The sequence below is a fragment of the Microcoleus sp. bin48.metabat.b7b8b9.023 genome (assembly GCF_013299185.1).
Lineage (GTDB): Bacteria > Cyanobacteriota > Cyanobacteriia > Cyanobacteriales > Microcoleaceae > Microcoleus.
In genome coordinates this window covers 1-24766 of sequence record NZ_JAAFKG010000054.1, presented here as the reverse complement: position 1 = coordinate 24766, position 24766 = coordinate 1, and the positions used below count along the sequence as shown (strand labels likewise).

General features: G+C 44.0%; 22 protein-coding genes. 13 read left to right on the top strand and 9 right to left on the bottom strand.

Annotated features, from left to right (window positions below; genetic code table 11):
* Positions 1-78: 78 nt before the first annotated feature.
* Positions 79-426, bottom strand: coding sequence for a hypothetical protein (locus tag QZW82_RS25035; RefSeq protein WP_293154447.1), 348 nt, complete (start codon positions 424-426; stop codon positions 79-81).
* 380 nt (positions 427-806) lie between these two features.
* Between QZW82_RS25035 and QZW82_RS25030 the strand changes: the two genes are divergently transcribed.
* Together QZW82_RS25030 and QZW82_RS25025 are read left to right on the top strand one after the other, a co-directional pair.
* The gene (locus tag QZW82_RS25030) at positions 807-1538 is read left to right on the top strand and encodes a sucrose-phosphate phosphatase (RefSeq protein WP_293154444.1); all 732 of its coding nucleotides are present in this window, start codon (positions 807-809) and stop codon (positions 1536-1538) included.
* A 201-nt stretch (positions 1539-1739) separates the two neighbouring features.
* Positions 1740-2093, top strand: coding sequence for a DUF6464 family protein (locus QZW82_RS25025; protein ID WP_293154441.1), 354 nt, complete (start codon positions 1740-1742; stop codon positions 2091-2093).
* 86 nt (positions 2094-2179) lie between these two features.
* On the opposite strand, the gene QZW82_RS25020 is transcribed toward QZW82_RS25025, so the two are convergent.
* The 6 genes from QZW82_RS25020 to tkt all read right to left on the bottom strand — a co-directional run bounded on the left by QZW82_RS25020 (position 2180) and on the right by tkt (position 12914).
* On the bottom strand, positions 2180-2533 hold the full coding sequence (locus tag QZW82_RS25020) for a hypothetical protein (RefSeq protein ID WP_293154438.1): 354 nt from the start codon (positions 2531-2533) through the stop codon (positions 2180-2182).
* 76 nt (positions 2534-2609) lie between these two features.
* The gene (locus QZW82_RS25015) at positions 2610-3011 is read right to left on the bottom strand and encodes a DUF1830 domain-containing protein (RefSeq protein ID WP_293154435.1); all 402 of its coding nucleotides are present in this window, start codon (positions 3009-3011) and stop codon (positions 2610-2612) included.
* A 946-nt stretch (positions 3012-3957) separates the two neighbouring features.
* Positions 3958-4344 carry a response regulator gene (locus tag QZW82_RS25010; protein WP_293154432.1) on the bottom strand — a complete coding sequence of 129 codons (387 nt, stop codon included), beginning with the start codon at positions 4342-4344 and terminating at the stop codon, positions 3958-3960.
* A 1100-nt stretch (positions 4345-5444) separates the two neighbouring features.
* Entirely contained in the window at positions 5445-8900 is a 3456-nt protein-coding gene (locus tag QZW82_RS25005) for a PAS domain S-box protein (protein WP_293154429.1), read from the bottom strand.
* Between the two features lie 726 nt (positions 8901-9626).
* Entirely contained in the window at positions 9627-10331 is a 705-nt protein-coding gene (locus QZW82_RS25000) for a transposase DNA-binding-containing protein (protein ID WP_293154514.1), read from the bottom strand.
* A 567-nt stretch (positions 10332-10898) separates the two neighbouring features.
* Positions 10899-12914 carry a transketolase gene (gene tkt / locus QZW82_RS24995; RefSeq protein WP_293154426.1) on the bottom strand — a complete coding sequence of 672 codons (2016 nt, stop codon included), beginning with the start codon at positions 12912-12914 and terminating at the stop codon, positions 10899-10901.
* A 27-nt stretch (positions 12915-12941) separates the two neighbouring features.
* On the opposite strand from tkt, the gene QZW82_RS24990 reads away from it, so the two are divergent.
* The 7 genes from QZW82_RS24990 to QZW82_RS24960 all read left to right on the top strand — a co-directional run bounded on the left by QZW82_RS24990 (position 12942) and on the right by QZW82_RS24960 (position 19795).
* A complete protein-coding gene (locus tag QZW82_RS24990) occupies positions 12942-13142 on the top strand; it encodes a hypothetical protein (RefSeq protein ID WP_293154423.1) in 201 nt (66 codons plus the stop codon).
* Positions 13143-13516: 374 nt separating this feature from the next.
* Positions 13517-15070: a lysine--tRNA ligase gene (gene lysS, locus QZW82_RS24985; protein ID WP_293154420.1), complete on the top strand. Its 1554-nt coding sequence runs from the start codon at positions 13517-13519 to the stop codon at positions 15068-15070.
* Between the two features lie 472 nt (positions 15071-15542).
* A complete protein-coding gene (locus tag QZW82_RS24980; RefSeq protein ID WP_293154417.1) occupies positions 15543-16805 on the top strand; it encodes a SufS family cysteine desulfurase in 1263 nt (420 codons plus the stop codon).
* 215 nt (positions 16806-17020) lie between these two features.
* A complete protein-coding gene (locus QZW82_RS24975; protein WP_293154414.1) occupies positions 17021-17965 on the top strand; it encodes a hypothetical protein in 945 nt (314 codons plus the stop codon).
* A gap of 98 nt (positions 17966-18063) precedes the next feature.
* Positions 18064-18492 (top strand): Imm1 family immunity protein, encoded by a 429-nt coding sequence (locus QZW82_RS24970; RefSeq protein ID WP_293154411.1) that lies wholly within the window; start codon positions 18064-18066, stop codon positions 18490-18492.
* Between the two features lie 116 nt (positions 18493-18608).
* Positions 18609-19241, top strand: a complete 633-nt coding sequence (locus QZW82_RS24965) for a Uma2 family endonuclease (RefSeq protein WP_293154409.1) — start codon at positions 18609-18611, stop codon at positions 19239-19241.
* A gap of 131 nt (positions 19242-19372) precedes the next feature.
* Positions 19373-19795, top strand: coding sequence for a hypothetical protein (locus QZW82_RS24960; protein WP_293154406.1), 423 nt, complete (start codon positions 19373-19375; stop codon positions 19793-19795).
* 112 nt (positions 19796-19907) lie between these two features.
* Here QZW82_RS24960 and QZW82_RS24955 read toward each other — a convergent pair whose 3' ends face one another.
* Positions 19908-20735: an SDR family oxidoreductase gene (locus tag QZW82_RS24955; protein WP_293154403.1), complete on the bottom strand. Its 828-nt coding sequence runs from the start codon at positions 20733-20735 to the stop codon at positions 19908-19910.
* 36 nt (positions 20736-20771) lie between these two features.
* On the opposite strand from QZW82_RS24955, the gene QZW82_RS24950 reads away from it, so the two are divergent.
* Positions 20772-21701, top strand: coding sequence for a DUF1232 domain-containing protein (locus QZW82_RS24950; RefSeq protein ID WP_293154400.1), 930 nt, complete (start codon positions 20772-20774; stop codon positions 21699-21701).
* 350 nt (positions 21702-22051) lie between these two features.
* Here QZW82_RS24950 and QZW82_RS24945 read toward each other — a convergent pair whose 3' ends face one another.
* Positions 22052-22366 (bottom strand): zinc ribbon domain-containing protein, encoded by a 315-nt coding sequence (locus tag QZW82_RS24945; protein WP_293154396.1) that lies wholly within the window; start codon positions 22364-22366, stop codon positions 22052-22054.
* Positions 22367-22719: 353 nt separating this feature from the next.
* Between QZW82_RS24945 and QZW82_RS24940 the strand changes: the two genes are divergently transcribed.
* The 3 genes from QZW82_RS24940 (at position 22720) to QZW82_RS24930 (ending at position 24615) form a co-directional block, all read left to right on the top strand.
* Positions 22720-23301 (top strand): hypothetical protein, encoded by a 582-nt coding sequence (locus QZW82_RS24940; protein ID WP_293154393.1) that lies wholly within the window; start codon positions 22720-22722, stop codon positions 23299-23301.
* A gap of 352 nt (positions 23302-23653) precedes the next feature.
* Positions 23654-24127 carry a TspO/MBR family protein gene (locus QZW82_RS24935; protein WP_293154390.1) on the top strand — a complete coding sequence of 158 codons (474 nt, stop codon included), beginning with the start codon at positions 23654-23656 and terminating at the stop codon, positions 24125-24127.
* 11 nt (positions 24128-24138) lie between these two features.
* Complete coding sequence (locus QZW82_RS24930) at positions 24139-24615, top strand: ATP-binding protein (protein WP_293154512.1); 477 nt, start codon at positions 24139-24141, stop codon at positions 24613-24615.
* Positions 24616-24766 lie beyond the last annotated feature (151 nt).

The window sequence follows — 24766 nt, the reverse complement described above, 5'->3', positions numbered from 1 at the left end:
TACGAGAAAAAATGGTTTGTAGTGCGGTTAATCCAGCGAACACCATATCAGTCATTCCCAAATCTAAAATCTCAAATCCTATGACTTCTGTCGCGTCTTGTTGTATACTAAGGAGATCAGAGGTGTCAGTCTGGCTGCTAATGTTGGCACTGTACCGACTTCAGTAGCTTTTTCAGACTGAGGAAAGTTTGCAATTTCTAACTCATTTGGGGGCAATTCACGAATTGCCCCCCTTACTTTTGGGGCTGTTGCTGCGATCGCCCTTTGCTGTATCTTGTCATAAAGCTCGATCGACAATTCCATCAATCCGCCAGCCCTTCTCCCCGATAGCTGCGACACTTCCACCTCAACCCCTACCCGCGTTTTCTCGCTACAGACTCCCGCAGCTAAAAGATGAGGTACTAATGGGCATAGGGCATAGGGCATAGGGCATTGGGCATTGGGCATTGGCCAAACAGGGCATTGGGCATTGGGCAAACAGGGCATTGGCCAAACAGGGCATTGGGCATATCTCACTTTTTTGAGAACCGCTATAGCCTTTCTCAAAAAGATGAGGTATAACTGACAGCTTATATAACCACTTAAACCAAGAGGGCCCAAGCCCAACAACGTACCTCATCTTTGTGAGAACCGCTATAATTTTATTCTGATAATTAAGGAATTACCAGAAAGAATTGGTTGAAAGCCCCAACCCCGATCGGGAAAAATTAAAATCAGACTATTGATTACTCCAATCCTCTTCCTTCCTTTGTCAACAGTCAACAGTCAACAGTCAACAGTCAACAGTCAACTGAACAATTATCAAAATGAAATTCTTATTAGTGACAGATTTAGACAACACATTAGTCGGAGATGACGAAGCAACTCAACTTTTAAACCAGCACTTGCAATCAAAGCGATCGCAAATTTGTTTAGTTTACGCTACCGGGCGTTCCCATGCTTCAACCTGCGAGTTAATTTCCCAAAAGCAACTGCTAGCCCCCGACTATACGATCGCAGGTGTAGGCAGCGAGATTTACCAAAATGCCACCCTCGATTTAGATTGGGCGGAATATATTTCTCAAAACTGGGATAAAATTGCGATCGCCTCTTTAGCTCAACAGTTTAAGCAGCTTAAACCCCAATCCCTAACAGAACAAAATCCTTGGAAAATCAGTTATTGTCTGGAACCCGAAGCAGACAACAGCTCGATTCTCCAGGAATTGCAGCAAAAATTAACTACATCGGGACTAGCAGCTCAAATCATTTTTAGCAGCAATCGCGATCTAGATATCTTACCAAAAACTAGCAATAAAGGCAATGCCCTAACTTATTTACAACAGCACCTCCAAATTCCATCGGACGCAACATTAGTTTGCGGCGATTCTGGCAATGATATTAGTATGTTTGAACAGGATGTTCGGGGAATAATCGTTGCTAACGCTATGTCAGAACTCTTAGCATGGCATCGCAAATATGGCACAACAAATCATTATTTAGCTGGCTCTGCTTGCGCTGGGGGCATCATGGAAGGAATGAATTATTTTTGGGGATTTTGATTTCATAAAATGCCGTTAAAGGTTTGTAGTGAGGACTTCAGTCCTCATAAAATCAGAGGACTGAAGTCCGAACGATCGAACCAAACCGATCGCAACCCAAGTCCCCCAAACCCTTAAAATTGAGTTGAGAATCTCCACCGCCTCTCGATCGAACCTGCGATTGCGATACCATCAGCTTGTACTCGCTTGCCGCACCGCCACATGGAACAAAATACTTTACCCGTAGAGGTGATTCTCTCTCACCCCCGCCAATCCCTAGGGAGCATTCGGCTAGATTGGACGCCGCAACCGGGGAACTATCTGGATTTAGAGGGAAAAACCTACGCTGTCTTGGAACGCCACCACCGCTATCAACTCAAATCCGGGCGCTACCAACTGCAAAAAATTGCCTTGTACGTACAGTCTGCCACACCGCCGATGGAAAGAACATTTGTCAGCGGCATCTGGGTTATCGGAGTTGCTAGCTGCCACTTTAACGCTCGATCGGAAATTCTGCGCTGTGCTGTCAACCCCAATGGCCCCTGCGAGGGCTGCCGCGATTACCAAAAGTGTTGAATGCAACCTCTGCGTACAGACAATTTTAGCTCGATCGGGCGATCGAGAGTGCCGAGGCTCTCGGCATCTCCCTCAATTGCCACAAACTATCTAAACCAACTAGCAACTCTAGAATCGAATTTAACTTCTTCCCAAACGCGATAATCTACCTTCTGATAGGAATGCAGCAAGTCGCAAATGCCAGCATGAATCAAATTTTCTATCTGTAGCAACTGTTCTGAAGAACAGCGAACCTGAATTGTCTGGTTCGACACAGACTCGCCGGAGTCGATCGCAGTATATTTATTAGGAACTCTGCTCAGCACGTAAGCAATTAAATCCTGCCGCAAGCCCGAGTGTGAAAAAACCTGTTGGTGGGGATGGTTGGGATAAGACCCCAAGATAATTTCTACTTCCTCTGTGACTACGCCCAAGGTGATATTGACAAGATTTTTCTGCATTTTCCCAATTTCCCAAATACTACTGAACTTAGATATTTGTTGCCCCCGATCCAGTTCGTCTCATTTCTTCGGAACTTTAGCGCGCTAATACCGCATATTTTGCTTCCGGAATAACCCGATCGAACTCAGAACTTACCTCTTCTATAACCCGCAGCACGTAGCAGGGAATATTGTCCGATAAAATAGCACTTGCCACCGCGCCTGTATGAATTTCTAATACTGCTGTTGCCGCAGCTTCAAACATCATTTGCTGCCCCGGAAACATCACTCTTTCAAAGTACCAGTTAGGAATGTTTCCAATCCGTAAAACCTGAATTTGGTTAGTAGTATTGGCGTAATAGCACAAGATTTGGTTGTTACCTTGAGAAGATAGCTGATATGACATTTGAGAAATCTCCACACTCTTTAAAAAACTTACCAGAAAGAATTGGTTGAAAGCCTCTCCCTTTGAGGGAGAAATTAAAATCAGACTATTCATTACTCCAATCCTCTGACTTCTAGGTAGAGGTCGCTTTTAAACTGTCAACTGTCAACTGTCAACTGTCAACTGTCAACTGTTGAATCAGACTTCGCTTTGCCTATTCGTCGCAATTGCGAGTTTGGCTGTTGACAAAATGACCTTATTATTTTCTCGACGTTATTCGACAGCACGAATCACATCCTCAGTTATTAATTTATTTTTGATTGATTTTTCCTGCCAACACTTAGAATACTTGCACCGAAACCAGTTTTTTCCGGTTGAAAAACCCAGTTTGGTTAGTATGCAGTGCCTAACCCCTGATTGATTCAGGTTGGTTGTGTTGTCGCACTCCTCAATCAAAAGTACCGTCACTCACCAAACTCTCCTGACAACAGGTTCGTTTTTTGGCAGCCGGATGCTGCTGAGAGTGCGACCTTCACTTGAAGAACCTGGCATAAACATTATCTAAAAAATATGAGGAAATTATGAAGATCGTCATTGTTTTAAATCAATATATTTTGCTCAAAGCATCGATTATAACACTTAGGCAGAAACCGGGTTTTTTCCTACCAACTTCGCTGTATTAGGGAGTATGGCTGAAAAATTTGGTCGATCGAGCAACAATCTGTAATTTATATAACACTAATATAAGTATAAATACGCAGAAAGCCGATCGACTTTACGGGCAACAAAAGACCCCGAGTCCCTGAGGTTATCTCTGAAACTTCTAGGGAATCAGGGTTGGAAGTAACCAATCACCGATCGATCTCAAAGCTAAATCAAAAAAATGAGGAAATTCTGAAAACACCCGGAAAACTCGGACTTTCCTGGACGCAGAAAGCCGGTTCACCAAGATAATTGCGATATTTTAGCAAGAGTCTTAATTAATTTGTCGGCCGAGGACACTTCGTTTGTTTGGCGTGCCGTTGAAACCGCCGAGTCTTGTCTTGCATTTTTCCCCAGCTTAAAGCAACGTTTCCCAACCCAGAATTCCGGCAACTTGCTGCGCCAAACTCAAAGGATCGAAAGGCTTGGCAATCACCCCTGCTACCCCCAAATCAGCAAACTCGTTCAAATCCATTGCCTGCACCTTAGCCGTCAGAAAAATCACCGGAATCTCTCGAGTAGTCGCATTTTTTTGCAGCAAACCAAACAAAGTAACTCCGTCCATATCGGGCATCATTACATCGAGTAGAATAGCATCAGGGACTTGAGTTTCAGCTAAAACCAATCCTTTGCTGGCCTCGGGCGAAATCAGCACTCTCCAGCCACCTAAATGTTCTAGACAAGCCTGAATCACGCTACAGAGGTTTTGTTCGTCATCGATTACCAGAATCTGCTTTGCTGACATAATTAAAACCCTTATTTTAAATAAATTGTGGTCAACCGAAACAGGACTTACGCAGTAACTGCTCAATAACCGCTGAAAAAGCCTGCGGAACCGCTGGTAAATTAGCAGAAAGTCACGCCCAAACGAGAGTGAAATCGTTGGATATCATTTAGATTCTCTAAAATTACCAGCGGTTATTGAGTAGTTACCTTACCGACACGAGATGCACCTACTTAAACCAAAAATTTAAAAATCTAAATATATCTCAATAGACTTGGGTTAGGAGTTGTCCGAAGATACGAACGCTATACGTGAACGCGATCTTTTATGAAATCAATCGAGCGTATCTATTTTTCATAGTTTTGACTTCCCGGCTCTCCGATCCCAAGTGTATTGAAATATACCTCTCCCCATTTGTGTCAACAACCTGGATAAAACCCTTTGTATATCTCGTTTATCAGCGAAGCAAGAACCCTATGGCATCCCCCTTAAGAAGGGGAACGAAAGAGAACAATCTTGTCCCCTCTTTTTAAGCTATGCGTTACTCACATCTTTCTTAACAAAGGCGAGAGCGATCGCTCGCTAAGCTATCAAACCCCATTCCTCGATCGACCATTTCTCAATCAACTCAAGTTTTTTTCAAGAAAGACAAGCGTCTTATTTTCAAGGTTTGTGGAATTAAATCAGCTTGAAACCCTTAGATAACAAGGCTTTCAAAATTGTTACAAAAAATGTGAGTAACGCCTAGCCGAATCGTTGCGGGAGTAGGGCGGTTGAACTGCGGGCGATCGAGACCTAATCTTCAAACATAATATCCTTGATAAATAAAACTTTAAATTGACACCAATTAACCCTCCCAAGCTCATACACTGGCTGTACATTACCAAGAACCAAGCAATGTCAAAACCGATTTCGCGTTGCGAGGAACCTTAGAGGATGTTTGAAAAGTCAAAGGTTGTCACAATTAACACCCGATCCCCCTCGCATCCCCCTTAAGAAGGGGGACTTTGAGCCGGATTCTGGTTCCCCCGGGAGGGGGCTAGGGGGATCGGGTGTTTTGATACCAACGCAAGGACTTGTCAAACACCCTCTTAGCAATCGCTTTTTCTTATGACAGCAATCTAACCTTTCCCCCCTTCGCCTTCCAACGGTGCAGGCACTGTGAAATAGAAACTCGTACCTTCAGAGACAACACTTTCGGCCCAAATTCTGCCGCCGTGCTGCTGCACGATGCTGCGACAGATAGCCAAACCCAAACCCGTACCTCCTTTTTGGCGGGAGTCAGAACCATCGACCTGTTGAAACCGTCCAAAGATAGTTTCTAATTTATCAGCAGGAATCCCCCTCCCTCGATCTTTGACTTCAAATAAAACCCGTGAAGCGTAGCTATCCCGTAGGGAATCGCCCAAATCTTCAACCCTGACAGTTACTGTACACCCCGGAGCCGAAAATTTAATCGCATTGCTCAACAAATTTACCAGCAGTTGCACAATCCTGTCCGGGTCAGCCCAAATTTGTGCCGACGAAGGCAAAATCGACAAATCAATCTTATTTTCAGCAGCCACAGACATCACAGCTTCCGCAGACTTCCGCATCAAAACCTGTGCATCGCACCACTGCTTAACAATGGTAACTTGGCTCGAATCGAGTCGCTCTAAATCGAGAATATCGTTGACCAAACGCACTAACCGTTCGGTATCGCTTGACGCAATTTCTAACATCTGTTTGGCAGTTTCCGGTCGATCTTTGAGCACCCCAGCCGCCAGCAAACCTAAAGAACCGCGAATTGAGGTCAGCGGCGTTCGCAGTTCGTGGCTGACAATGGAAATAAACTCATTTTTCATTTTTTCAATTGCCAGACTTTCTGTGATATCTGTGACTGTGCCGACGTGACCTATTAGTTGACATCGGTCGGCAAAAATCGGAGCTGTTTTTACCCGACCAAACCGGATGGTTCCGTCTGGCTGGATGTGGCGGAATTCGCAGGAAAATTCTTCATCTGGCGATCGCAATTCCGACCACTTAGACTGAATTAGTTTGATATCTTCGGGGTGAACAAACCGCATCCAGCCGTCTCCTAAAGCTTCTGCGGCTGTGAAGCCAGCAATTGCTTGACAGCGCGGATTTGTATAGGTACATTTCCCCTCAGCATCTATTTTGAAGATGCCGACAGGAGAACTCTCGCTCAGAGAACGAAATAAAGCTTCGCTTTCCCGCAGTTCTGTTTGAGAAATTTCTAGTTCTCTGGTGCGCTGCAAAACTCGCATTTCTAAGAGTTCGTTGAGCTGTTGGAGGGCGGCTTCAGCTTGTTTGCGATCGCTAATGTCGCGCTGCACTGCCACCCAATGGGTAAACCAACCAGTTTCATCTGCGATCGGCACAATGCTCAATTCTACCCAAAATTGCGTCCCGTCCTTGCGGTAATTGATCAAGTCAACCCGCACCGGCTGCCAGGTTTTCAAAGCTCTCCGAATGCGATCGAGACTTGCCCTATTTGTTTTTGCTCCTTGCAAGATGCGCGGCGTTTTGCCCACAACTTCTTCTAGCGTATAGCCAGTCATCCGCGTGAAAGCTGGGTTGACATACAGAATTCGCGGGCCCGGTTCGTCAATCGGTTCAGCTTCGGTAATTAACACCGCGTCGTTAGTCGTGGTGATGACTGATTCCAACAAACGCAACTGTAATTCTTTAGCTTTGCGATCGCTAATTTCTGTAACTGTGCCCACCATCCGCACAGCTTCGCCCGTTTCGCTATAAAAAAACTTACCTTTCCCCTCCATCCAGTGAATGCTGCCGTCGGGCCAAATCACGCGGTGTTCGTGACAAAAATCCGATCGCTCCGCGAGGGCCTGATTCCTAGCATTCTCCAAAGCTTTTAAATCTTCCGGGTGAATGCAAGCTGCAAAACTTTGATCTGTTCCGCCAAAAGTTCCAGGCGCCAATCCAAACAACTCTTCATGTTCCCTCGACCAAACCATGCGATTTTTCTGTATGTCCCAGTCCCAAAATCCGATTTTGGTAGCCGACAAAGCTAAGTTGAGCTGCTGGTTGATTTTCCGCAACTCAATGCTAGCAATAGCAACTCGCAGTTCTCGGGCAATTTCGATTTCGCAAGGCTGCCAAGGCAAAGATTTTGACCTCACAGTTTCTTGCCACAACTCAAAGGAAGTGCGAGGAGACATCAATGGGGTGCCATCTGGTTTAAATTCAATTGGCCAATCTGGTTTGCCTGCCCAGTTGACAGTTTGAATTGCTTCGGGACGGAACCACAAAATGTAATAATTTTCAATCTCAGACATGGCAAGCACCAGCAAACCGCCAGCGACTTCTTTCAATTTTTCGGCAGGCGGATACAGTTTTGATAGACAATCTGTATAAAAAACATCATTTTTATTTATTTTGGTTTTTATCCAATCAATTAAGTTTTCGATTTCTCCCAGTTTCGGGGTTTTTCCGATTGCGATCAAATTTTCCTTGGCACACACAACCCCACCGGTAGCGCCCACTAAGGCCAGCAATTCATCTGGGGATTTAAGTAAACCTTCTACAAAGGAGTTTTCTTGAGAAATTTCCCTGAGAAATTTATGGCAAATTTCTTTTAAATTAATTGCATAGTCCCAGTCTTCGCTATCTTGTTTGTAGCTGAGTTCTAGATTCACAAACTTTGCTACCAGTTCGCAAGCCGTTCTGGTTTCGTAGTTGATATACTTTGGTGTTCGGTGGTGACAGGCGATCAATCCCCAGAGTTTTCGATCTTTGATTAATGTCACGGTCATGCTAGCGCCAATGTTCATATTCTTGAGATATTGAACGTGGCAAGGCGAAACTGTTCTCAACAAAGAAAATGCCAGATCCAGGGGGCGCCCCGTCAGCGGATTGCACTCAGGAATTAGTTCTACAGCCTGATAGTGAAGATCGGGAATAAACCGAATTAAATTCATGGTGAACTGCTTTCTAGCCTGCGGGGGAATATCGGCAGCCGGATAGTGCATTCCCAATAAAGAAGCCAAATTTTCTGCTTTATCTTCGGCGACGACTTTTCCCGCACCTGTGGCATCAAATTGATAGACGATCGCCCGATCGAACCCAATCATCCTCCGCACCTCTTCTACCACTGTCTGACACAGCAATTGCAGGTTTGGCGTGTTGTGGATTTTGTCGATCGGCTTTTGGACTAAATGATAAGAATTGAAATAATTGCTCGCTTTTGGGGAAACAACCTGCTCTAGTTCAAAAATTAATACCGAACTTAATTGATACAGCGTCCCATGAAAAAAAGACTTGCGGTTTTGAATTTTGAATGATAAGCTGATATCGTTAGTTTGATTGCTGTTTTCACATAAAGCTTTTTGAATCGCCTTAATTTCCTCAGTCTCGACAAATCCATGTAAAAACTTGCCCAAAAGTTCTTGCGGGTAAATGCCGATCGCCTTAAAAGTATTATTGCTAACTTGCAAAATCTTCAAAACAGTAGATTCCACCACCAACAGGATGCCGTGAGGTTGAATCGAAGCCGGAGCGTAAATTAATTCGCAGTCGCTGTCATCGCGATCGCCTGTCTCTGACGTTAATACCATTACTTTCTTTTGATTGTGAACATTTATCTAAATTAGCCTGTGTTCTGAAATGACCGGGCAAACATCCCTCGACGCCACCGCGTCCGAATCCTAGAATTTAATAATTAATTCCAAGTTTTGGCGAAAGCTTACCAGAAAGAATTGGTTGAAAGCCCGCCCGCCTTTGAGGGAGAAATTAAAATCAGACTATTCATTACTCCAATCCTCTGACTGAAGCGTAGAGGTCGCTCTCCTTCTGTCAACTGTCAACTGTCAACTGTCAACTGTTGAACGGCGTTTCGGACGCCCGCTGCATAATTAGGTGTCAACAATCGCCTAAAAACTTTTGTATCTATCGTTTACCGTTGAGGCCTGAACCCCCTCGCATCCCCCGAGGATGGGGGAGTAGAGGGGTTGACGAAAGAGAAGACTCTTATCCCCCTGACAGTCCTATGCTTTATAAACATCTTTCTTAACAAGAAAGTTGACAAAAGTAACTACTGGTGTAAGAGCTATTGGGGAGATAAATTCTGATCGAATACGAATTCTGGTGCAAAGAATGTTCATTGATGTCTCCCTCTTTCAATAAGTTCGCTCAAGTGCTCTCGGGAAAAACCCCGAGATCGCATTTTGGACAAATAGCAATCTAAGGTTTTTCTGCCATTGGTGGCGGTTTGCCAAAATTATCACTTACGTCATCAACACAATTTGTCATCACAGCTATTTTCACCCTGGCAAAATACCAATTCAAGTTGTTTTAAGTTGATTAAATAGCAGCCAACCCATCATAATATCATCCAATCTTCTCAATCCACGCCACAAGGTCTTAACTCCCGGAAAACCATCATGTTTTCTTCCCAAAAAACCTCCCAATTTAGCAATCCAACCAACCGCTTCTCCTAAAGTTGGCGGGTAAGAATGAGGATAACTTTTGTGATGATTTTTGGCATAAAGAGCCTGCCATTCCGGAGGTAATAACATAATTTCACAACTGACATTAGTCTCGCTACGAGCTAGATAAGTAATATAAAGTAAACGCCACGCTACAATTTGGTCGATAATGCCTAATGGTAGCCCCTCTGTTGTTGCTGCCTCCTTTGAATGTACTTTCAATCCATGAGCATATTTATTATCAAGATATCCGACTCCTTTGACTGCTTCATGCGTAGTATAATTTAATTCCGTTGTATCCTGTATTGCTAAGATAATTTGATAATTTTTAATTCTTGAAAGCGTCGCATCTATGTGTCCTTTCCTAAGCTGAGCTGGTTTGATATATGGTGAATCCCAGAAATCGTAAGTAGTCTTAGTTTCTGCCCACGTTCCACTAGCTTCTGGGACGCTAGATTCTGGCTTATTGCTCAAATTAGAAACAATTTTCATGAATCTATTTGTCCTTCTTGCGTCTCCCAATTCAGTTTTTTCTAATTCTTGTCTTACCCATTGATTGATCATTTTAACCTCATTCCTGGGCGATCGCCCGTTCGTTTAACAGCACAGATGTTGATTTTTGTCAACTTTATTGTTAAGAAAGATGTTTATAAAGCATAGCTTCTTAAGGGGGGGTTAGGGGGGATCTAGGCCTAATGGTCAAATAGTAGATCGGCAGTATATTTAACGTTAAGTTGACACTAATGGGTAATGGGGAATGGAAATTTAACCCAATCACTTATAACTTATCTCAAATTTCTGAAATATACAGAAGACTGGGTGAATGGAATTCGCACGCCAAACAAACACTCACGCGCCGGGAGCGGGTTGAAGTTTTATCTTCTCCTTCTTCTTTCTTCTCTCGCGACGATAACTCAAGCCTTATTCTATCAATCCGTTACATCCCGTACATTGCTCGTTGCCGAACTTTCTTTACCTAATAAAAAAAGGGGCGAGCCAGAAGCCCGCCCCACCCAAAATTATGCTGCTGCTATTTATTAGCCTAACAGCTTAGCCTAACAGCTTAGCCTAACAGCTTAGCCCAACAGCTTAGCCTAACAGCTTAGCCTAACAGCTTAGCCTAACAGCTTAGCCTAACAGCGCCTTAGCCTTAGCTACGACATTATCAACGGTGTAGCCAAACTTTTCTAGAGCAACGGGGCCTGGTGCAGAAGCGCCGAAAGTATCGATGCTGATGCTGTCGCCTTCGGAACCCAAATAACGTCCCCAGCCGAAGCTAGAAGCTGCTTCAACTGCTAACCGTTTGGTAACAGCTTTTGGTAGTACAGATTCGCGGTAAGTGGCATCTTGCAAGTCGAACAATTCCCAGCAAGGCATCGAAACGACGCGGACTTTATTACCTGCGGCGCGCAATTTTTCAGCGGCATCAACGCAGAGGTATGTTTCGCCACCGGTGCCGATCAAAATGATGTCGGGAGTGCCACCGTCGTCGGACAAAATGTAAGCGCCTTTGGCTGTTCCTTCGATGGAGCTTCCGGCCAAATTGGGCAAGTTTTGACGAGACAAAGCCATCAAAGTGGGGCGTTTGGGGCTTTCAACTGCCACTTTGTAAGCACCGGATGTTTCGTTTCCATCCGCAGGGCGCATCACCAATAAATTGGGGATGGCGCGCAGGGAAGCGATGGTTTCGACTGGTTGGTGAGTGGGGCCGTCTTCGCCCAAGGCTACGGAGTCGTGAGTCATGACATAGATGACTCCGGCTTCCGAGAGTGCGGAGAGGCGAATTGCGCCGCGCATATAGTCGGCAAATACCAAGAATGTGGCGCAGTAAGGAATCAAACCACCGTGGAGGAGCATACCATTGGCGATCGCGCCCATGGCGTGTTCCCGCACACCAAAGCGCAGGTTCCGTCCTTCGTATTGACCTTTTTGGAAATCTTTTTCACCCTTGAGCAAAGTCATGTTAGAAGATGCCAAGTCAGCGGAACCACCGATCAATTCAGGTAGGACAGCAGCCAAAGCATTCAAACATTTTCCAGAATGATTCCGGCTGGAATCTGCCTTATCTTCCGGCTTGTAAGTCGGGAGAACTTTATCCCAACCTTCGGGAAGTTGGCCAGCAACGGTGCGCTCATATTCCGCTGCTTCAGCAGGATATGCTGCTTTATAAGCTGCAAAAGCTTCATTCCATTCTTGCTCAGCAGAAGCTCCACGTTCTACTGCTTTGCGGAAGTGTGACAAAGCATCAGCAGGAATTTCAAATGGTGCGTATTCCCATTTCAAGAAATCGCGAGTTGCTTTCACTTCATCGGTACCCAAAGCAGCACCGTGAGAACTGTAAGAATTGCGCTTGTTGGGAGAACCGTAACCAATGATTGTGCGAACTTTAATCATGGACGGTTTGTCCGTGACTTTTTTGGCTTCTTCAATAGCTTTGTGAACTGCTTCTAAATTAGTATCATTGTCTAGAGCAGTATTGTCTACTGTAATAACGTGCCAGTTGTAAGCTTCAAAACGCTTGCCGACATCTTCAGTAAAAGCCAAGGCGGTGTCGCCTTCAATGGAAATGTGATTGTCATCGTACAAGGCAATTAATTTGCCGAGTCCGAGGTGTCCAGCCAAGGAACAAGCTTCGCCGGAAATGCCTTCCATGTGGCAGCCATCACCCATGATGACGTAGGTGTAGTGGTCAACAATGGTGTTACCGGGCTTGTTAAACTTAGCAGCGAGGTGAGCTTCTGCCATTGCCAAACCGACGGCGTTAGCAATGCCTTGTCCCAGAGGGCCTGTAGTAACTTCTACGCCTTCGGTGACAAAGTTTTCTGGGTGTCCGGGGGTTTTGGATTCCCACTGACGGAATTGCTTGATGTCGTCGAGGCTGACGCTATCGTAGCCGGTCAAGTGCATGAGGGCGTACTGTAGCATACAGCCGTGGCCGGCCGAGAGGACGAAGCGATCGCGATTGAACCACTTGGGGTTTTTGGGGTTGAACCGCATAAACCGATCCCACAGCACGAAGGCCATAGGAGCAGCGCCCATCGGCAGTCCGGGGTGTCCTGATTTTGCTTTTTCTACCGCATCGATGGCGAGAAAGCGGATAGAGTTGATGCAGAGTTCTTCGAGTGATTGAGTTGCAACAGCCATAATTCTGGTTTTTATATGTAAGAGAGTGTGTGTGGTCGCTTGTGGCAGAGGTGCGATGAGTCGAGTTCGATCGCCCGCGTCCCTGCTGTTCAGTTTCTGTGGAACTGCCGTGAGGCTGCACTACATATCATCTCACCACTTGCGATCGACAGACAACTTAATTTTTTAAGGTTTCGCCCGCTTTGGCAGTTGACAGTTGGCAGTTGGCAGTTGACAGTTGACAGTTGACAGTTGACAGTTGGCAGTTGGCAGTTATGTGTGGGAATCAAACCGTTTATCTGTAAGGAGTTGAGTTTTTATTTGTGACATTATTTAAGTCTGCGCCGGATGTGGCGGTTGCGATCGCAGATGTTAGTCAACAGTTAAGGCACGCCTGACGATCGCAAGTGTATCTTAAGTTGTTTGAAAAATTCATCCCTGTTGCGCGGTTATGATAAAGTCTAGTGTTTCTCACATTTTGCAGCTTGGTCAGGAACAGGCAAGATGCTTGTCCCTTAAGAAGTGAATTTTCTGGTGGGGTTGGCAGGCGAGCCCGCCCGGAGCACCAGCACGAGAATAGTGCAAGATGTAAGATATTGGTAATTTTAACCAGGCAATAAGTAATGACTCTGAGTGAAGCCGAAGTCCGCAGTCAAAAAGTAGACGAACTGCGATCGCAAGGCATAGAACCGTATCCTAGCCAATCCTACGCGCGATCGCACACAGCCCAACAAGTTCGCGAAATATTTAGTCAGCCGGGAAAAGAACTCGCCAATGGAGAAAGCGATCCCGAAGAAATTTCCCTGCGATTAGCAGGCCGGATTATTTCCAAGCGAGACAGCGGCAAAATTGGTTTCATCGATTTAAAAGACGCCACAGACAAAATTCAACTCAAAATCGAGAAAGCAATCGTCACCGGTGAAGTCGGTTTGAGCTTTGAACAAATTAAAAAATTGCTTGATATCGGCGATTTTGTCGGTGTCCAAGGCATCGCCTGCCGCACGCCCCGGGGAGAACTTTCTATTTTAGTGCGGGAATTCACGCTGTTATCAAAAGCTACCATTCAATTTCCCGACTCTTATTACGGCATTAACGACCCCGAAGTTTGCCGCCGCCACCGCGAAATGGATTTGGCTAGCAACCAAGATGCGCTCAACCGTTTCATGCAGCGCAGCCGCATCGTTCAAAGCATCCGTTCCTATCTCTGGAAAGCCAATTTTTACGAAATAGAAACACCGACACTGCAAGCTATTTACGGCGGTGCTGCTGCTAAGCCGTTCATGACGCACCACAATGCTTTGGAAGTGGATTTATATTTGCGAGTGGCACCGGAACTGTTCTTAAAAAGAGCTATTTGCGGCGGTTTTGAGCGAGTATTTGAACTCGGGAAAGCCTTTAGAAATGAGGGTATTGATAGCACTCACAATCCCGAGTTTACCTCCTTAGAAGTTTACCAAGCTTATGCAGATGTGTTCGACATTTTAACAGTTGTCGAAGATGTGATGTGTTTTGCGGCGGCGGCTGTTTTCGGGGATGTCTTGGAAATTGAAAATCAGGGAGAAAGCATCAGTTTAGAGCGCAAATTCGACTACAGCGACAAATATCCCGGTTTTAGCGGCAAACACTGGCAAGTGAAAACGATGGTGGAAGCTGTCAGAGACGAGTTTGGGCTGGATTTTGACAGTTTGGATCTCGAAAGTGCGATCGCAAATGCCAGCAAGCTAGAATTACATCTGTCCAAGTTAGAACAACAAAGTTTAGGCTACGTCTTGTACGCAGTTTTTGACAAATTAGTTGTTCCCAAACTAATTCAACCGACATTCATCATCGACTATCCCGTCGAAGTCAGTCCCTTAGCCAAAGGACACCGCAGCAAACCGGGATTTGTCGAACGTTTTGAGCTGTTTATTAATGGCACAGAATACTCGAATGGCTTCTCGGAATTAAACGATCCGAAGGAGCAAAGAAAGCGCTTTGAAGAACAGCTAGCGCAGAAAAATGCAGGCGACGACGAAGCGCATCCCATGGATGAAGACTTCATCCAAGCGCTATCTTTGGGAATGCCGAATTGCGCGGGAATGGGCATCGGCGTAGACAGATTGGTCATGCTTTTAACTAACACTCAAAGCATCCGAGATGCCGTAATGTTCCCGACAATGCGGCCGGTGAAAGATTAGTAAAATCCTGTAGGTAGTGTCTCGATTAATCAAGGTTATAGCCCTTCTCAAATAGGTAAGGTACGTTGTTGGGCTTCAGCCCTCTTAGTGGTTATATAAGCTGTCAGTCATACCTCATCTTTTAGAGAAAAGCTATAATTAGACTCGAAAGGCTTTTGGGATTTTCAAAATCCCAAAAGCTAAATGCACTGCTTTCCTCATCAAAGCCGCGTCCAATCAATTAACCTGACAACCCCTAGGTTGGTTTTATTGTCTGGAAAAAATGGAAACTACCAAAAGCATCGCTCAAAGGTCGGTTCGCGTCTGGGCCGCAAATGCTATAATTAATCAAGGTACGTTGTTGGGCTTTAGCCCTCTTTGGACGTATCTATAAAGAGGGCTAAAGCCCAACAACATACCTATTTAATCGTTTAAAATGGAATTGCGCCCTAATCTTGCAAACAAATAACTTCTCATTGTTAACTCAGAAAATATGACACTTATTCAAGAAAAAACTCTAGCCTCAAAAGTTCGCGCCGACTTTCCAATTTTGACCCAAAAAGTCAACGGTAAACCGCTAATTTATTTAGACAACGCAGCGACTTCCCAAAAACCCCTAGCTGTACTCAACGCTTGGCGCGATTACTACGAACAATACAATGCCAACGTCCACCGCGGCGCCCACACTCTCAGCGCCAAAGCGACTGATGCTTACGAAGGTGCGAGAGATAAAGTTGCAGCATTTATCAATGCAGCATCGCGGCAAGAAATTGTTTACACTCGCAACGCCACGGAAGCAATTAACTTAGTTGCTTATTCTTGGGGTTTAAGCAATCTGCAAGCGGGAGATGAAATTATTCTGTCGGTGATGGAACACCACAGCAATCTTGTTCCCTGGCAAATGATTGCTCAAAAAACCGGTGCGGTGTTGAAGTTTGTTGAATTAACCGAAACTTACGAGTTTGATTTGGAACAGTTTAAAACGCTGGTTTCCCACAAAACTAAGTTGGTGTCTGTGGTTCACGTTTCCAATACTTTAGGCTGCATCAATCCAGTTAAAGAAATCTGCAAAATCGCCCACAGTTTCGGCGCCAAAGTTTTAATTGATGCTTGCCAAAGCGTACCGCACATGATAGTAGACGTGCAAGCAATCGATTGCGATTGGCTGGTTGCTTCCGGTCACAAAATGTGCGCTCCGACTGGTATCGGTTTTCTGTACGGTAAACTGGACTTGCTCAGAGAAATGCCTCCGTTTTTCGGCGGCGGCGAGATGATTGCTGATGTGTTTCTCGAATATTCCACCTATGCTGATTTGCCGCACAAGTTTGAAGCTGGTACTCCGGCAATCGGTGAGGCGATCGCCCTTGGTGCTGCGATCGACTATCTTAATAACATAGGCATGGAGCAGATTCACGCTTGCGAAGCCGACTTGACAGGTTATCTCTTCCAACAGTTGCGGCAAATTCCCGAGATCAAAATCTACGGGCCGCAACCAGACAGCAACGGTGAAGGTAGGGCAGCGCTAGCATCATTTACCGCCGGAGAAATTCACCCTCAAGACTTGTCTACGATGTTGGATCAGGAGGGGGTCGCGATTCGTTCCGGACATCACTGCACGCAAGCTTTGCACCGCTATTTGAACGTTTCATCTACGGCGCGGGCGAGCGTGTATTTTTACAATACCTCTGAGGAGATTGATGTGTTTGTCAAAGCGCTGAAAGAGACGATCGACTTTTTTGGTGAGATGATGGGGTAATTTGGTGGGGTGGGCATTTGCCCACCTTGTTAGAACATCGTTTGCCTTTGCCGATCGGAATCTATCGTGAAAATAGTTGAGTATTATAGTTTAATAAGCTGTTCTGCATTTAAACTGCACAGTCAAAATTTGATAAATTCCTTGTGGGGTGGGCCAGAAAGCCCGCACAAAAAATACAATTTAGATGTAGAACAGCTTAATAACCACTAAAAAACATGAATCAATATCCTATTATCCTCTTACCCGACCCTGTTATTCAAGCTCTTGATGCAGTTCCATTCACATGGAAATTTAGTGAACCAAAACCTTTCCCTCCCACTTATAAGCCCCAACCAATTGATGTACTTTTGTTTTTTTATAAAGCCCTTCCATTAATTATTCCTTTTACAACTATTTGTCTTATTGCCAGTAGAAATATTATCATCACTTTCTATATTTCTGTAGGTGAAATTTTGGTGACTGCCTTGAACTTTTGGCAACAACAAATGTATTACTTACGAACGCTTAATAACTACGAGCAAGAAATGCGGGATTATCAACGTCTGTTAGCAGAATGGCAAAAGCGTGAAATTCAGCATAAACGGCAGATAGCAGAATCCCAAAAACCGGAAAAAATAAAACACTATCGGTATCAGATAATTAAAGACATTATCATAAAAACCGTCCCTCCTGAAGGTAGAATTGTTAGTACAAAGTGTCAGTGGCTTGAAAGTAAATTTTATAAGAACTTACAGCAATTATTTAAAGATAAAGTTTATAACAATTTAATTATCCCAAAATCCCACTCCTATCAACCTTACTGCATAGAAATTTCTTATTTTGATAAATTAACAAATTTACGTATTGATATAACAATTGATAAACCTTATCACGATGAAACTGGTGAGCCTAAAAATTACGAAGTCCTTGTCCAAGAAAATCAGCGCCATCAACTTTTTTTAGAAAAAGGATGGATAGTCATTAGATTTGCTGAGGAGCAAGTAGTCTGTTGGCCACAAAGCTGTTGTCGGGTAATAGCCGAAGTAATCCATCAAATAATAGGGACACCAATTCCCGAGGAATTGACAACTGTAGAAACTTTACAACCTATCCAGCAATGGAATGAATTTGAAGCACGACAAATGGCACAGGAACGCTATCGGGATCACTATTTAATCTAGCGATAGCCTTTTTTTATCCGCGTTTATCCGTGTTTCATCCGCCTTTATCTGCGGTAATAAAAAATAGCGAGCGCACCGCCAAATAGAAGGAGGCAATAATGTTTGTATTAAACCTATCAGCAGAAAATTGGGTTGGCAACCAGGATGAAGGTGACTTAATAGAAAGTCCTACTTGGAGTCAAATAGAACAAGCCATTCGCGAGTTGAATGGGAAAACTAAAACTTTAGTTACCTTGGGTGCAGATGACGAGTCTTATATGAGCATTGGTGGTGGTGAATTCGGTAAATATATTGTTAACATAACTTTTGATAACGTTAGCTTCTATAATTTAGTAGAGCCATCAAAACCAGATGCAATAGAAAAGCTAGTTGTCGGCGGACAAGAAGGCAATTATTCCGCCAAAATGTGTGTGAATTTAGAGACTGCACTGTTGGCAGCCCAAACATTTACAGCATCAGGAGAACTTCAAAAATCGCTGTCTTGGGAAGAAGAGAAAGAATTAGCGGTGTCATCAAATAAGATTTAACACAACCCGCGTTTATCCGCCTGCACCTGCGGTTCAAAAAAGAACGCCATTTTTGATATTAGCTTTGCCCGTGCTACAATAAAACTAGAGTTTTCTCAGCTCAAGGAGATTTTGAGATGATTGCTACCACTTCAAGTTTAGCCGAACAGAGAACCCTGCTAGAAAATATTAGCTGGTCAACCTTTGAAACGCTGCTCAAAGAAATAGGCGATAAGCGAGGTTATCGCATAGCTTACGATGAAGGGAGACTGGAAATTATGGCGCCATTATTTGAACATGAGAACTACAAGAGCAATTTCGGTAATTTCATCATTGCTTTAGCAGAAGAACTCGACATTGAAATTAAAAGTGCTGGCTCAACTACTCTCAAACTCAAAAATGCCAAAAAAGGCATAGAACCAGATAACTGTTATTATATCCCAAATGAACCAGCAGTTAGAGGTAGGCAAGAACTGGATTTAGAAACTGCCCCACCGCCCGACTTAGCAATTGAAATAGATATTACCAGCAGTTCAGTTGATAAGTTGGCACTTTACTCAGCACTTGGAGTCCCGGAACTCTGGCTGTATAACGGGCGAGTTTTGAAATTTTATCAGTTGGTTGAAACCAAATATATTGAGCGCGACTTTAGTATTGCTTTTCCCTTTGTATCAGCAGCGGAAATGGCTGTTTTTTTCACTCGCACTCAAACGATGGGGGAAATGGCTTTGCTGAAATCTTTTAGGACTTGGGTTAAGGAGAAAGTATAGAAAAGGTTTCATACTAAATCCGAGTATCCCCTTGATGAAGGAGGCGGTTGAAACCGCGTCTACACAAACAAAGTCGGCCTACGCCGACTAAAAGAGAAAGGGGGTCAGAAACCCGGTTCTGGTATCAAATCATGAAAAAATTACTAACTACTACAATTGTTTTTCTGTTCGCAGCAAATCCTTGTTTCGCTATGACTCCCTCTGAGCTAACAATATTTGCAACTAACTATAAATACAATGAGAAGGCTCCGATAGCTTATTCTTATTATGACAAAGCTTGTCAAAGAAATATCTCTGTTTCTTTGGTAAAAATTATGGATTTAGGCAAGGGAAGAATCGGAGGAATTACCAATCAATTTCTGTGCTGGGGAGCTACCTACACTTATTTTGAAATGACTCGCGGTAACTTGGAATCTATTCGAGCTTTTGTGGCAATACGTGCAGGCAGATCCACTCGCTATACAAACTGGGGCCCAGTTGCCAATCCAGGGGATGATTTAACTCAGGATCAGCTTATATCTGTGGCAAAAACGATGACAGCAAATACAAAATGATTTGTATAGCCTCTCTCAAAAAGATGAGGTATGACTGACAGGTTACATAACCACTGAAACTCTTAGGGCTGAAGCCCAACAACGTACCTCATCTTTCTGAAAACTACTATATTTAAAACTCTGTAATTTCAGGATGGATGAATTGATAACCAGCCGCCTTAATTTTTTGATTCGATACCCTCGCATTATAAGGGCGCACGCTGCTCACAGATTTATCCCAAGTAGCTTTCGGTAGATTGTGAGTTTCAAAAATGCGATCGACTAATTCGCTACTAGATAGCGACACATCCCCGACTAAATTATATATCCCCTGCAATCTATTGTCTAATGCAAAGGTCAATCCCCCAACAATATCATCTCGATGCACCCAATTTGTCGCATCTTCCCCGGCGCCCGGACGAGTTGTCCCAGCCCAACGTCCAAAGATTTTAACTAATTCTCGCCCGGGCCCGTAAATGCCACCCAAACGGAGAATGCAAACTTGCAGGTTTGGATTTGATGCTGCTAATAAAACTCGTTCAGTTTCGGCGAGAATTTCACCGTTGGGATTGGCGGGCGCGACGGGCGATTCTTCATCTACCACTTTACCTTGACAGTCGCCGTAGACTGAATAAGTACCCGTATAAATTACCTGCTTGACTGTCGGTGTCTGCTGCAAAACTGATACCAAAGTTGTCGCTGTCTCTAAGTAACTTTCCCGGTAAGCATCAGCATTTCGAGCACCGACGCACAGCATAACAGCATCTTGGTCTTGCAGCAAACTCGCGATCGCACCTGCATCATTTCCCTTAAGCACAACTACCCGCTGGGCGACACCCTCCAATTCACTAACTCGGCTCGCCGTCGTAGTTGTCGCCGTCACAGTACAATCAGATTTACCGCGTAAATGTCGCGCTGTCGCAGTACCCACATAACCGCAGCCGACGATCGCAACTTTCATCAAAAATTCTCCATTTTGTCCTAGCTTCTAAGATTATTGCCGGTTTTTGCGAAGATTCGAGGTCAGGTTTGTGGTACGATCGAGATACTCGCGATCGATCCCAGTTGCATCATGTCCCAACAAGATATTTTTGCTACATCTTCTGAAACCGAACTTTTAGCTTTTTACGGTTCTTTATTTGCGATCGCAGCCGCCGACGGTTCCGTTGATATTGACGAACTAAATTTGTTGTTTAAAACCATAAATTTAGACAAGTTTTCGGATTCAGCCAAGGCTCAAATCCAATCCTACACGGCAACTCCACCATCTCTGGGCGACTGTTTGCCAATACTCAGTCAGTCAAAAGAACCCCTGCGCTTGGGAGTCATGTATTTTTTGATCGGCATTGCTTTGGTAAATAATACCCTGCATCCCACAGAAAGCGAGGCGATTCAATCCGCGAAAAAAATGCTCGCAGTTTCCGATTTGCAAATTCAAGCCATGCAAGAATTCATCGCAGACATGAAACAAATACAGGAGGCTGCGCCCACCAACAATCAAGCATCAGCATCATTTAATACTGCTATTTCCCAGCTCAAAAATAAGGGCATTCCTCTCGATTTAATCGACCCTAAAAGAACCACAATAAACCTCACCAATCCGCAACCAGGTTATTCCGATGAAAGTTTTTGGGCAAAACTTAAAAAGTTTGCTTTAAGTGCTGGCCGAGAAGTAGTTGAAAAAGCTTTGACTCTTTATTACACTGCTCAAAATCCCAACGTACCTGCTTGGGCTAAAACCGTTGTTGTGGGAGCTTTGACCTATTTTATATCTCCAGTTGATGCGATTCCAGATATATTAGTCGGTGTCGGATTTACAGACGATTTGGGGGTGTTGCTGACTGCGATTGCTACTGTTTCAGTGTACATTAATGCTGAGACTAAAGCACAAGCGCAGCAGAAAATGAGTGATTGGTTTGGTAAATAATCTTATCTGGTTTGTAGTAAGGACTTTAGTCCTGCTCAATTTAAAAATCAAGAAGGACTGAAGTCCTTACTACGAACTTTTAAGAAGGACTGAAGTCCTTACTACGAACTTTTAAGAAGGACTGAAGTCCTTACTACGAACTTTTAAGAAGGACTGAAGTCCTTACTACGAACTTTTAAGAAGGACTGAAGTCCTTACTACGAACTTTTAAGAAGGACTGAAGTCCTTACTACGAACTTTTAAGAAGGACTGAAGTCCTTACTACGAACTTTTAAGAAGGACTGAAGTCCTTACTACGAACTTTTAAGAAGGACTGAAGTCCTTACTACGAACTTAATGATTGTAAATTCTCAGTCTTTCAGTGGCTTACCTTCTCGATTGACAATACGGCTTTCACCATCTTTAGCCGTGACATTTTCATAAACCCCTTCATCCCGCTTTACATACTTGCTGAAACCCGAATTTTTATAATCGGTGTCGGATGTCGGCTTCATCAACCTCGGAGCGCTCAGCATTCGGCGTACCGGAGCATCTCCAGGAGTCTCCCCAGGTTCGCACTTGGCTAACTCGCATAGCTGGGCCCAAGTCGAAACTTCCAGGTTCATGCTGTGCGACACTTCTAACTGCTGGTTGTTTGTGGGACAAAAATAATCGTATACAGGCATATTAAGAATCTCGCTTGCAACTACTAAAATTACTAATTGCACGGTTACTGTGAGTATTATAACTCAAAATCACTCACAATTCAAGCCAAAAAAGCAAAGTTTACTATTTTTAATGGTTGTGGAAACAGCAATCAGTTATATTATTAACCCTGTGCAGTTGCTCCCAAATGCGATCGAGACCAAGCCCAATAGTACGCTACCCTGAAATCCTCTGACTCGATCGACGGCTAGCAAATGCCCCCAAGACTTCTCTGAATGCCGTCAAAGGATTTATCGTAATTTTCAGACTGCGTCCAAACTACTGATTCCAAGTTTCAAGTTTATTTATCTATATCACCAGCGAGGATTTACCGATGAGCGATTTCAAGGTTACGCCAGAAGTAGAGCTAAGTACAGCTCAAATGTTGGAGCGATACCAACTGCAAGATGAGATTATTCTGCGGCGTTGGGCAAAACTGCACGGCATCAACAGCACTCGCGGCTTCTTCTATCCCAGTGAAGTAGATTTGATGGATCACGCTCATCATCACCTCTACAATTTGGGAATGAGTGTTGCTGAGTATCAAAGTCTTTTAGACCGGCGCCGCAGCCATTCTCAGACATCAGGCGACCAAAATAAAACAGTAGCAAGTCAAGTTGCTGACGAAGCATACGATGCCATAGAAATGCTCACCGATCAGTATTCGGAAGCTATTGATTTAATGGGAGAACGTATAGCAGATCATTTCATCGATGAACTCGATTTATCTGTAATGCGACACCTTTCTCAAAAAGTTAAAGACCGTCGCACTCTCAACGGTCAAACTAAAAAACCCAACCGTTTTCTCCAAGTGATTAAAGCTGTGTTGCAACCGAGCAGCGAAAATACGCTTCTGGTTCCCAAAAAAGATGATGACTCTAGTTTAGAATTAGAACACCATCACCGGCTCGGCTAACTGATTGATTTGCAAAGCTAAGCGCTACTTTTCGCGGTAAGGTGCGCGCCGCGCACCCTACATAATTAGGTTGTGTTTCCGGGATTGTGAAGGCCATAAACTTGCTGTTTTTAACCAAGAAGAATGGGTTTAAAGCCTCTTCCTTAGAGGGGGAAATAAAACAAAATTATTCACTGTTTCATTCCTAGGACTTATAGGTAGAGGTCGCTCTCCAACTGTCAACTGTCAACTGTTGAACAGCCTAATTTACCTTGCAATTATCAATTTAAGACTGAAGAGAGATGTGGTTTGACCCGGACTTAACTAAAATATAGCTTTAATCGAAACAGTTAATCTAACTTAAGGTAGAGAAATGATTAGATCGTGGATGGTAATTGGAGCAGTCGTCTTGATAGTAGCTTTGGCGATTAACAGAATCACCCCCAGTGACATCCAGTGGTTCAACCGATTGCAGCGTCCGAGATGGCTAAAAATTGAAGCAGCAATTCCCATAATTTGGACAGTAATTTTTATTTGTGGAGCTTGGTCAGCAGTGATTGTTTGGGAAAAAGCACCGGGAACTCTGGAGACTTGGTTGAGAATGGGTTTGTACCTGCTTTTAGAAATAGTAACTATGTCTTACACCTCGGTTATGTGCAAAGTTAGGAGTCTAAAAGTCGGCACGATAATCGGCGGAACTGGCGCAATTTTAAGTGTGCTGCTAGCTTTAAGCGTGTTGCCAGTTTCTGAATCAGCAACCTGGTTATTGCTGCCTTATATACTCTGGAGTCCGATCGGCACTTACACGACTTGGGCGATGATGCACCTCAATCCAGCGGATGTTTAGCTTTGGAATTAGTGATTTTAATTGGATTGCAAGCATCGGGCAAAAGCACTTTTTTTCGCGACTATTTAGCTGCAACGCACGTTTTAGTCAGCAAAGATTTAATGCGAAATAATAGAAATAAATCGCGCCGACAAATTCAGTTAATTGAAAATGCACTGGAAGCAGGGCATTCAGTAGCGGTTGACAACACCAATCCCGCCGTTCTCGATCGCATACCGCTGATTGATATCGCTCGTATCTATAATGCCCAAATCATCGGTTACTACTTTGAATCAACAGTCAGCGACTGTTTAGCTCGAAATCAAGAGCGATCGGGCAAATCTCAAGTTCCAGACATAGCAATTTATGCTACTATCAAAAAAATGGTATTGCCCAGTTACGACGAAGGGTTCGATCGCCTATTTTTCGTCCGCATGGCAGACAACTTGGCATTTGAAGTAAAAACCTGGCCCGCAGAGGAAGTGATTGATGGACAATCAGATATTTGAAAAAAAAATGCGGGAGCTAGAATACTTTCACCGAGAAACGAGACGGAAGCCTCTGGCTTTTAGACATGAGGAGGAAGTCGGTAGCGGTTTCAACCGCCTTCAATATTTTTTTTGTATTGGTTGTTTTACAGTCATATTTCAATCTTAAATC

Excerpts from the sequence above, each read along its gene's own strand:
- QZW82_RS24975 (WP_293154414.1), top strand. The coding sequence starts at position 17,021 with ATGAATCAATATCCTATTATCCTCTTACCCGACCCTGTTATTCAAGCT.
- QZW82_RS24965 (WP_293154409.1), top strand. The coding sequence starts at position 18,609 with ATGATTGCTACCACTTCAAGTTTAGCCGAACAGAGAACCCTGCTAGAA.
- QZW82_RS25035 (WP_293154447.1), bottom strand. The coding sequence starts at position 426 with ATGCCCTATGCCCTATGCCCATTAGTACCTCATCTTTTAGCTGCGGGA.
- QZW82_RS25010 (WP_293154432.1), bottom strand. The coding sequence starts at position 4,344 with ATGTCAGCAAAGCAGATTCTGGTAATCGATGACGAACAAAACCTCTGT.
- QZW82_RS25025 (WP_293154441.1), top strand. The coding sequence starts at position 1,740 with ATGGAACAAAATACTTTACCCGTAGAGGTGATTCTCTCTCACCCCCGC.
- QZW82_RS25015 (WP_293154435.1), bottom strand. The coding sequence starts at position 3,011 with ATGAATAGTCTGATTTTAATTTCTCCCTCAAAGGGAGAGGCTTTCAAC.
- lysS (WP_293154420.1), top strand. The coding sequence starts at position 13,517 with ATGACTCTGAGTGAAGCCGAAGTCCGCAGTCAAAAAGTAGACGAACTG.
- tkt (WP_293154426.1), bottom strand. The coding sequence starts at position 12,914 with ATGGCTGTTGCAACTCAATCACTCGAAGAACTCTGCATCAACTCTATC.
- QZW82_RS24945 (WP_293154396.1), bottom strand. The coding sequence starts at position 22,366 with ATGCCTGTATACGATTATTTTTGTCCCACAAACAACCAGCAGTTAGAA.
- QZW82_RS24940 (WP_293154393.1), top strand. The coding sequence starts at position 22,720 with ATGAGCGATTTCAAGGTTACGCCAGAAGTAGAGCTAAGTACAGCTCAA.
- QZW82_RS24970 (WP_293154411.1), top strand. The coding sequence starts at position 18,064 with ATGTTTGTATTAAACCTATCAGCAGAAAATTGGGTTGGCAACCAGGAT.
- QZW82_RS24980 (WP_293154417.1), top strand. The coding sequence starts at position 15,543 with ATGACACTTATTCAAGAAAAAACTCTAGCCTCAAAAGTTCGCGCCGAC.
- QZW82_RS24960 (WP_293154406.1), top strand. The coding sequence starts at position 19,373 with ATGAAAAAATTACTAACTACTACAATTGTTTTTCTGTTCGCAGCAAAT.
- QZW82_RS25030 (WP_293154444.1), top strand. The coding sequence starts at position 807 with ATGAAATTCTTATTAGTGACAGATTTAGACAACACATTAGTCGGAGAT.
- QZW82_RS25020 (WP_293154438.1), bottom strand. The coding sequence starts at position 2,533 with ATGCAGAAAAATCTTGTCAATATCACCTTGGGCGTAGTCACAGAGGAA.
- QZW82_RS25005 (WP_293154429.1), bottom strand. The coding sequence starts at position 8,900 with ATGGTATTAACGTCAGAGACAGGCGATCGCGATGACAGCGACTGCGAA.
- QZW82_RS24955 (WP_293154403.1), bottom strand. The coding sequence starts at position 20,735 with ATGAAAGTTGCGATCGTCGGCTGCGGTTATGTGGGTACTGCGACAGCG.
- QZW82_RS24935 (WP_293154390.1), top strand. The coding sequence starts at position 23,654 with ATGATTAGATCGTGGATGGTAATTGGAGCAGTCGTCTTGATAGTAGCT.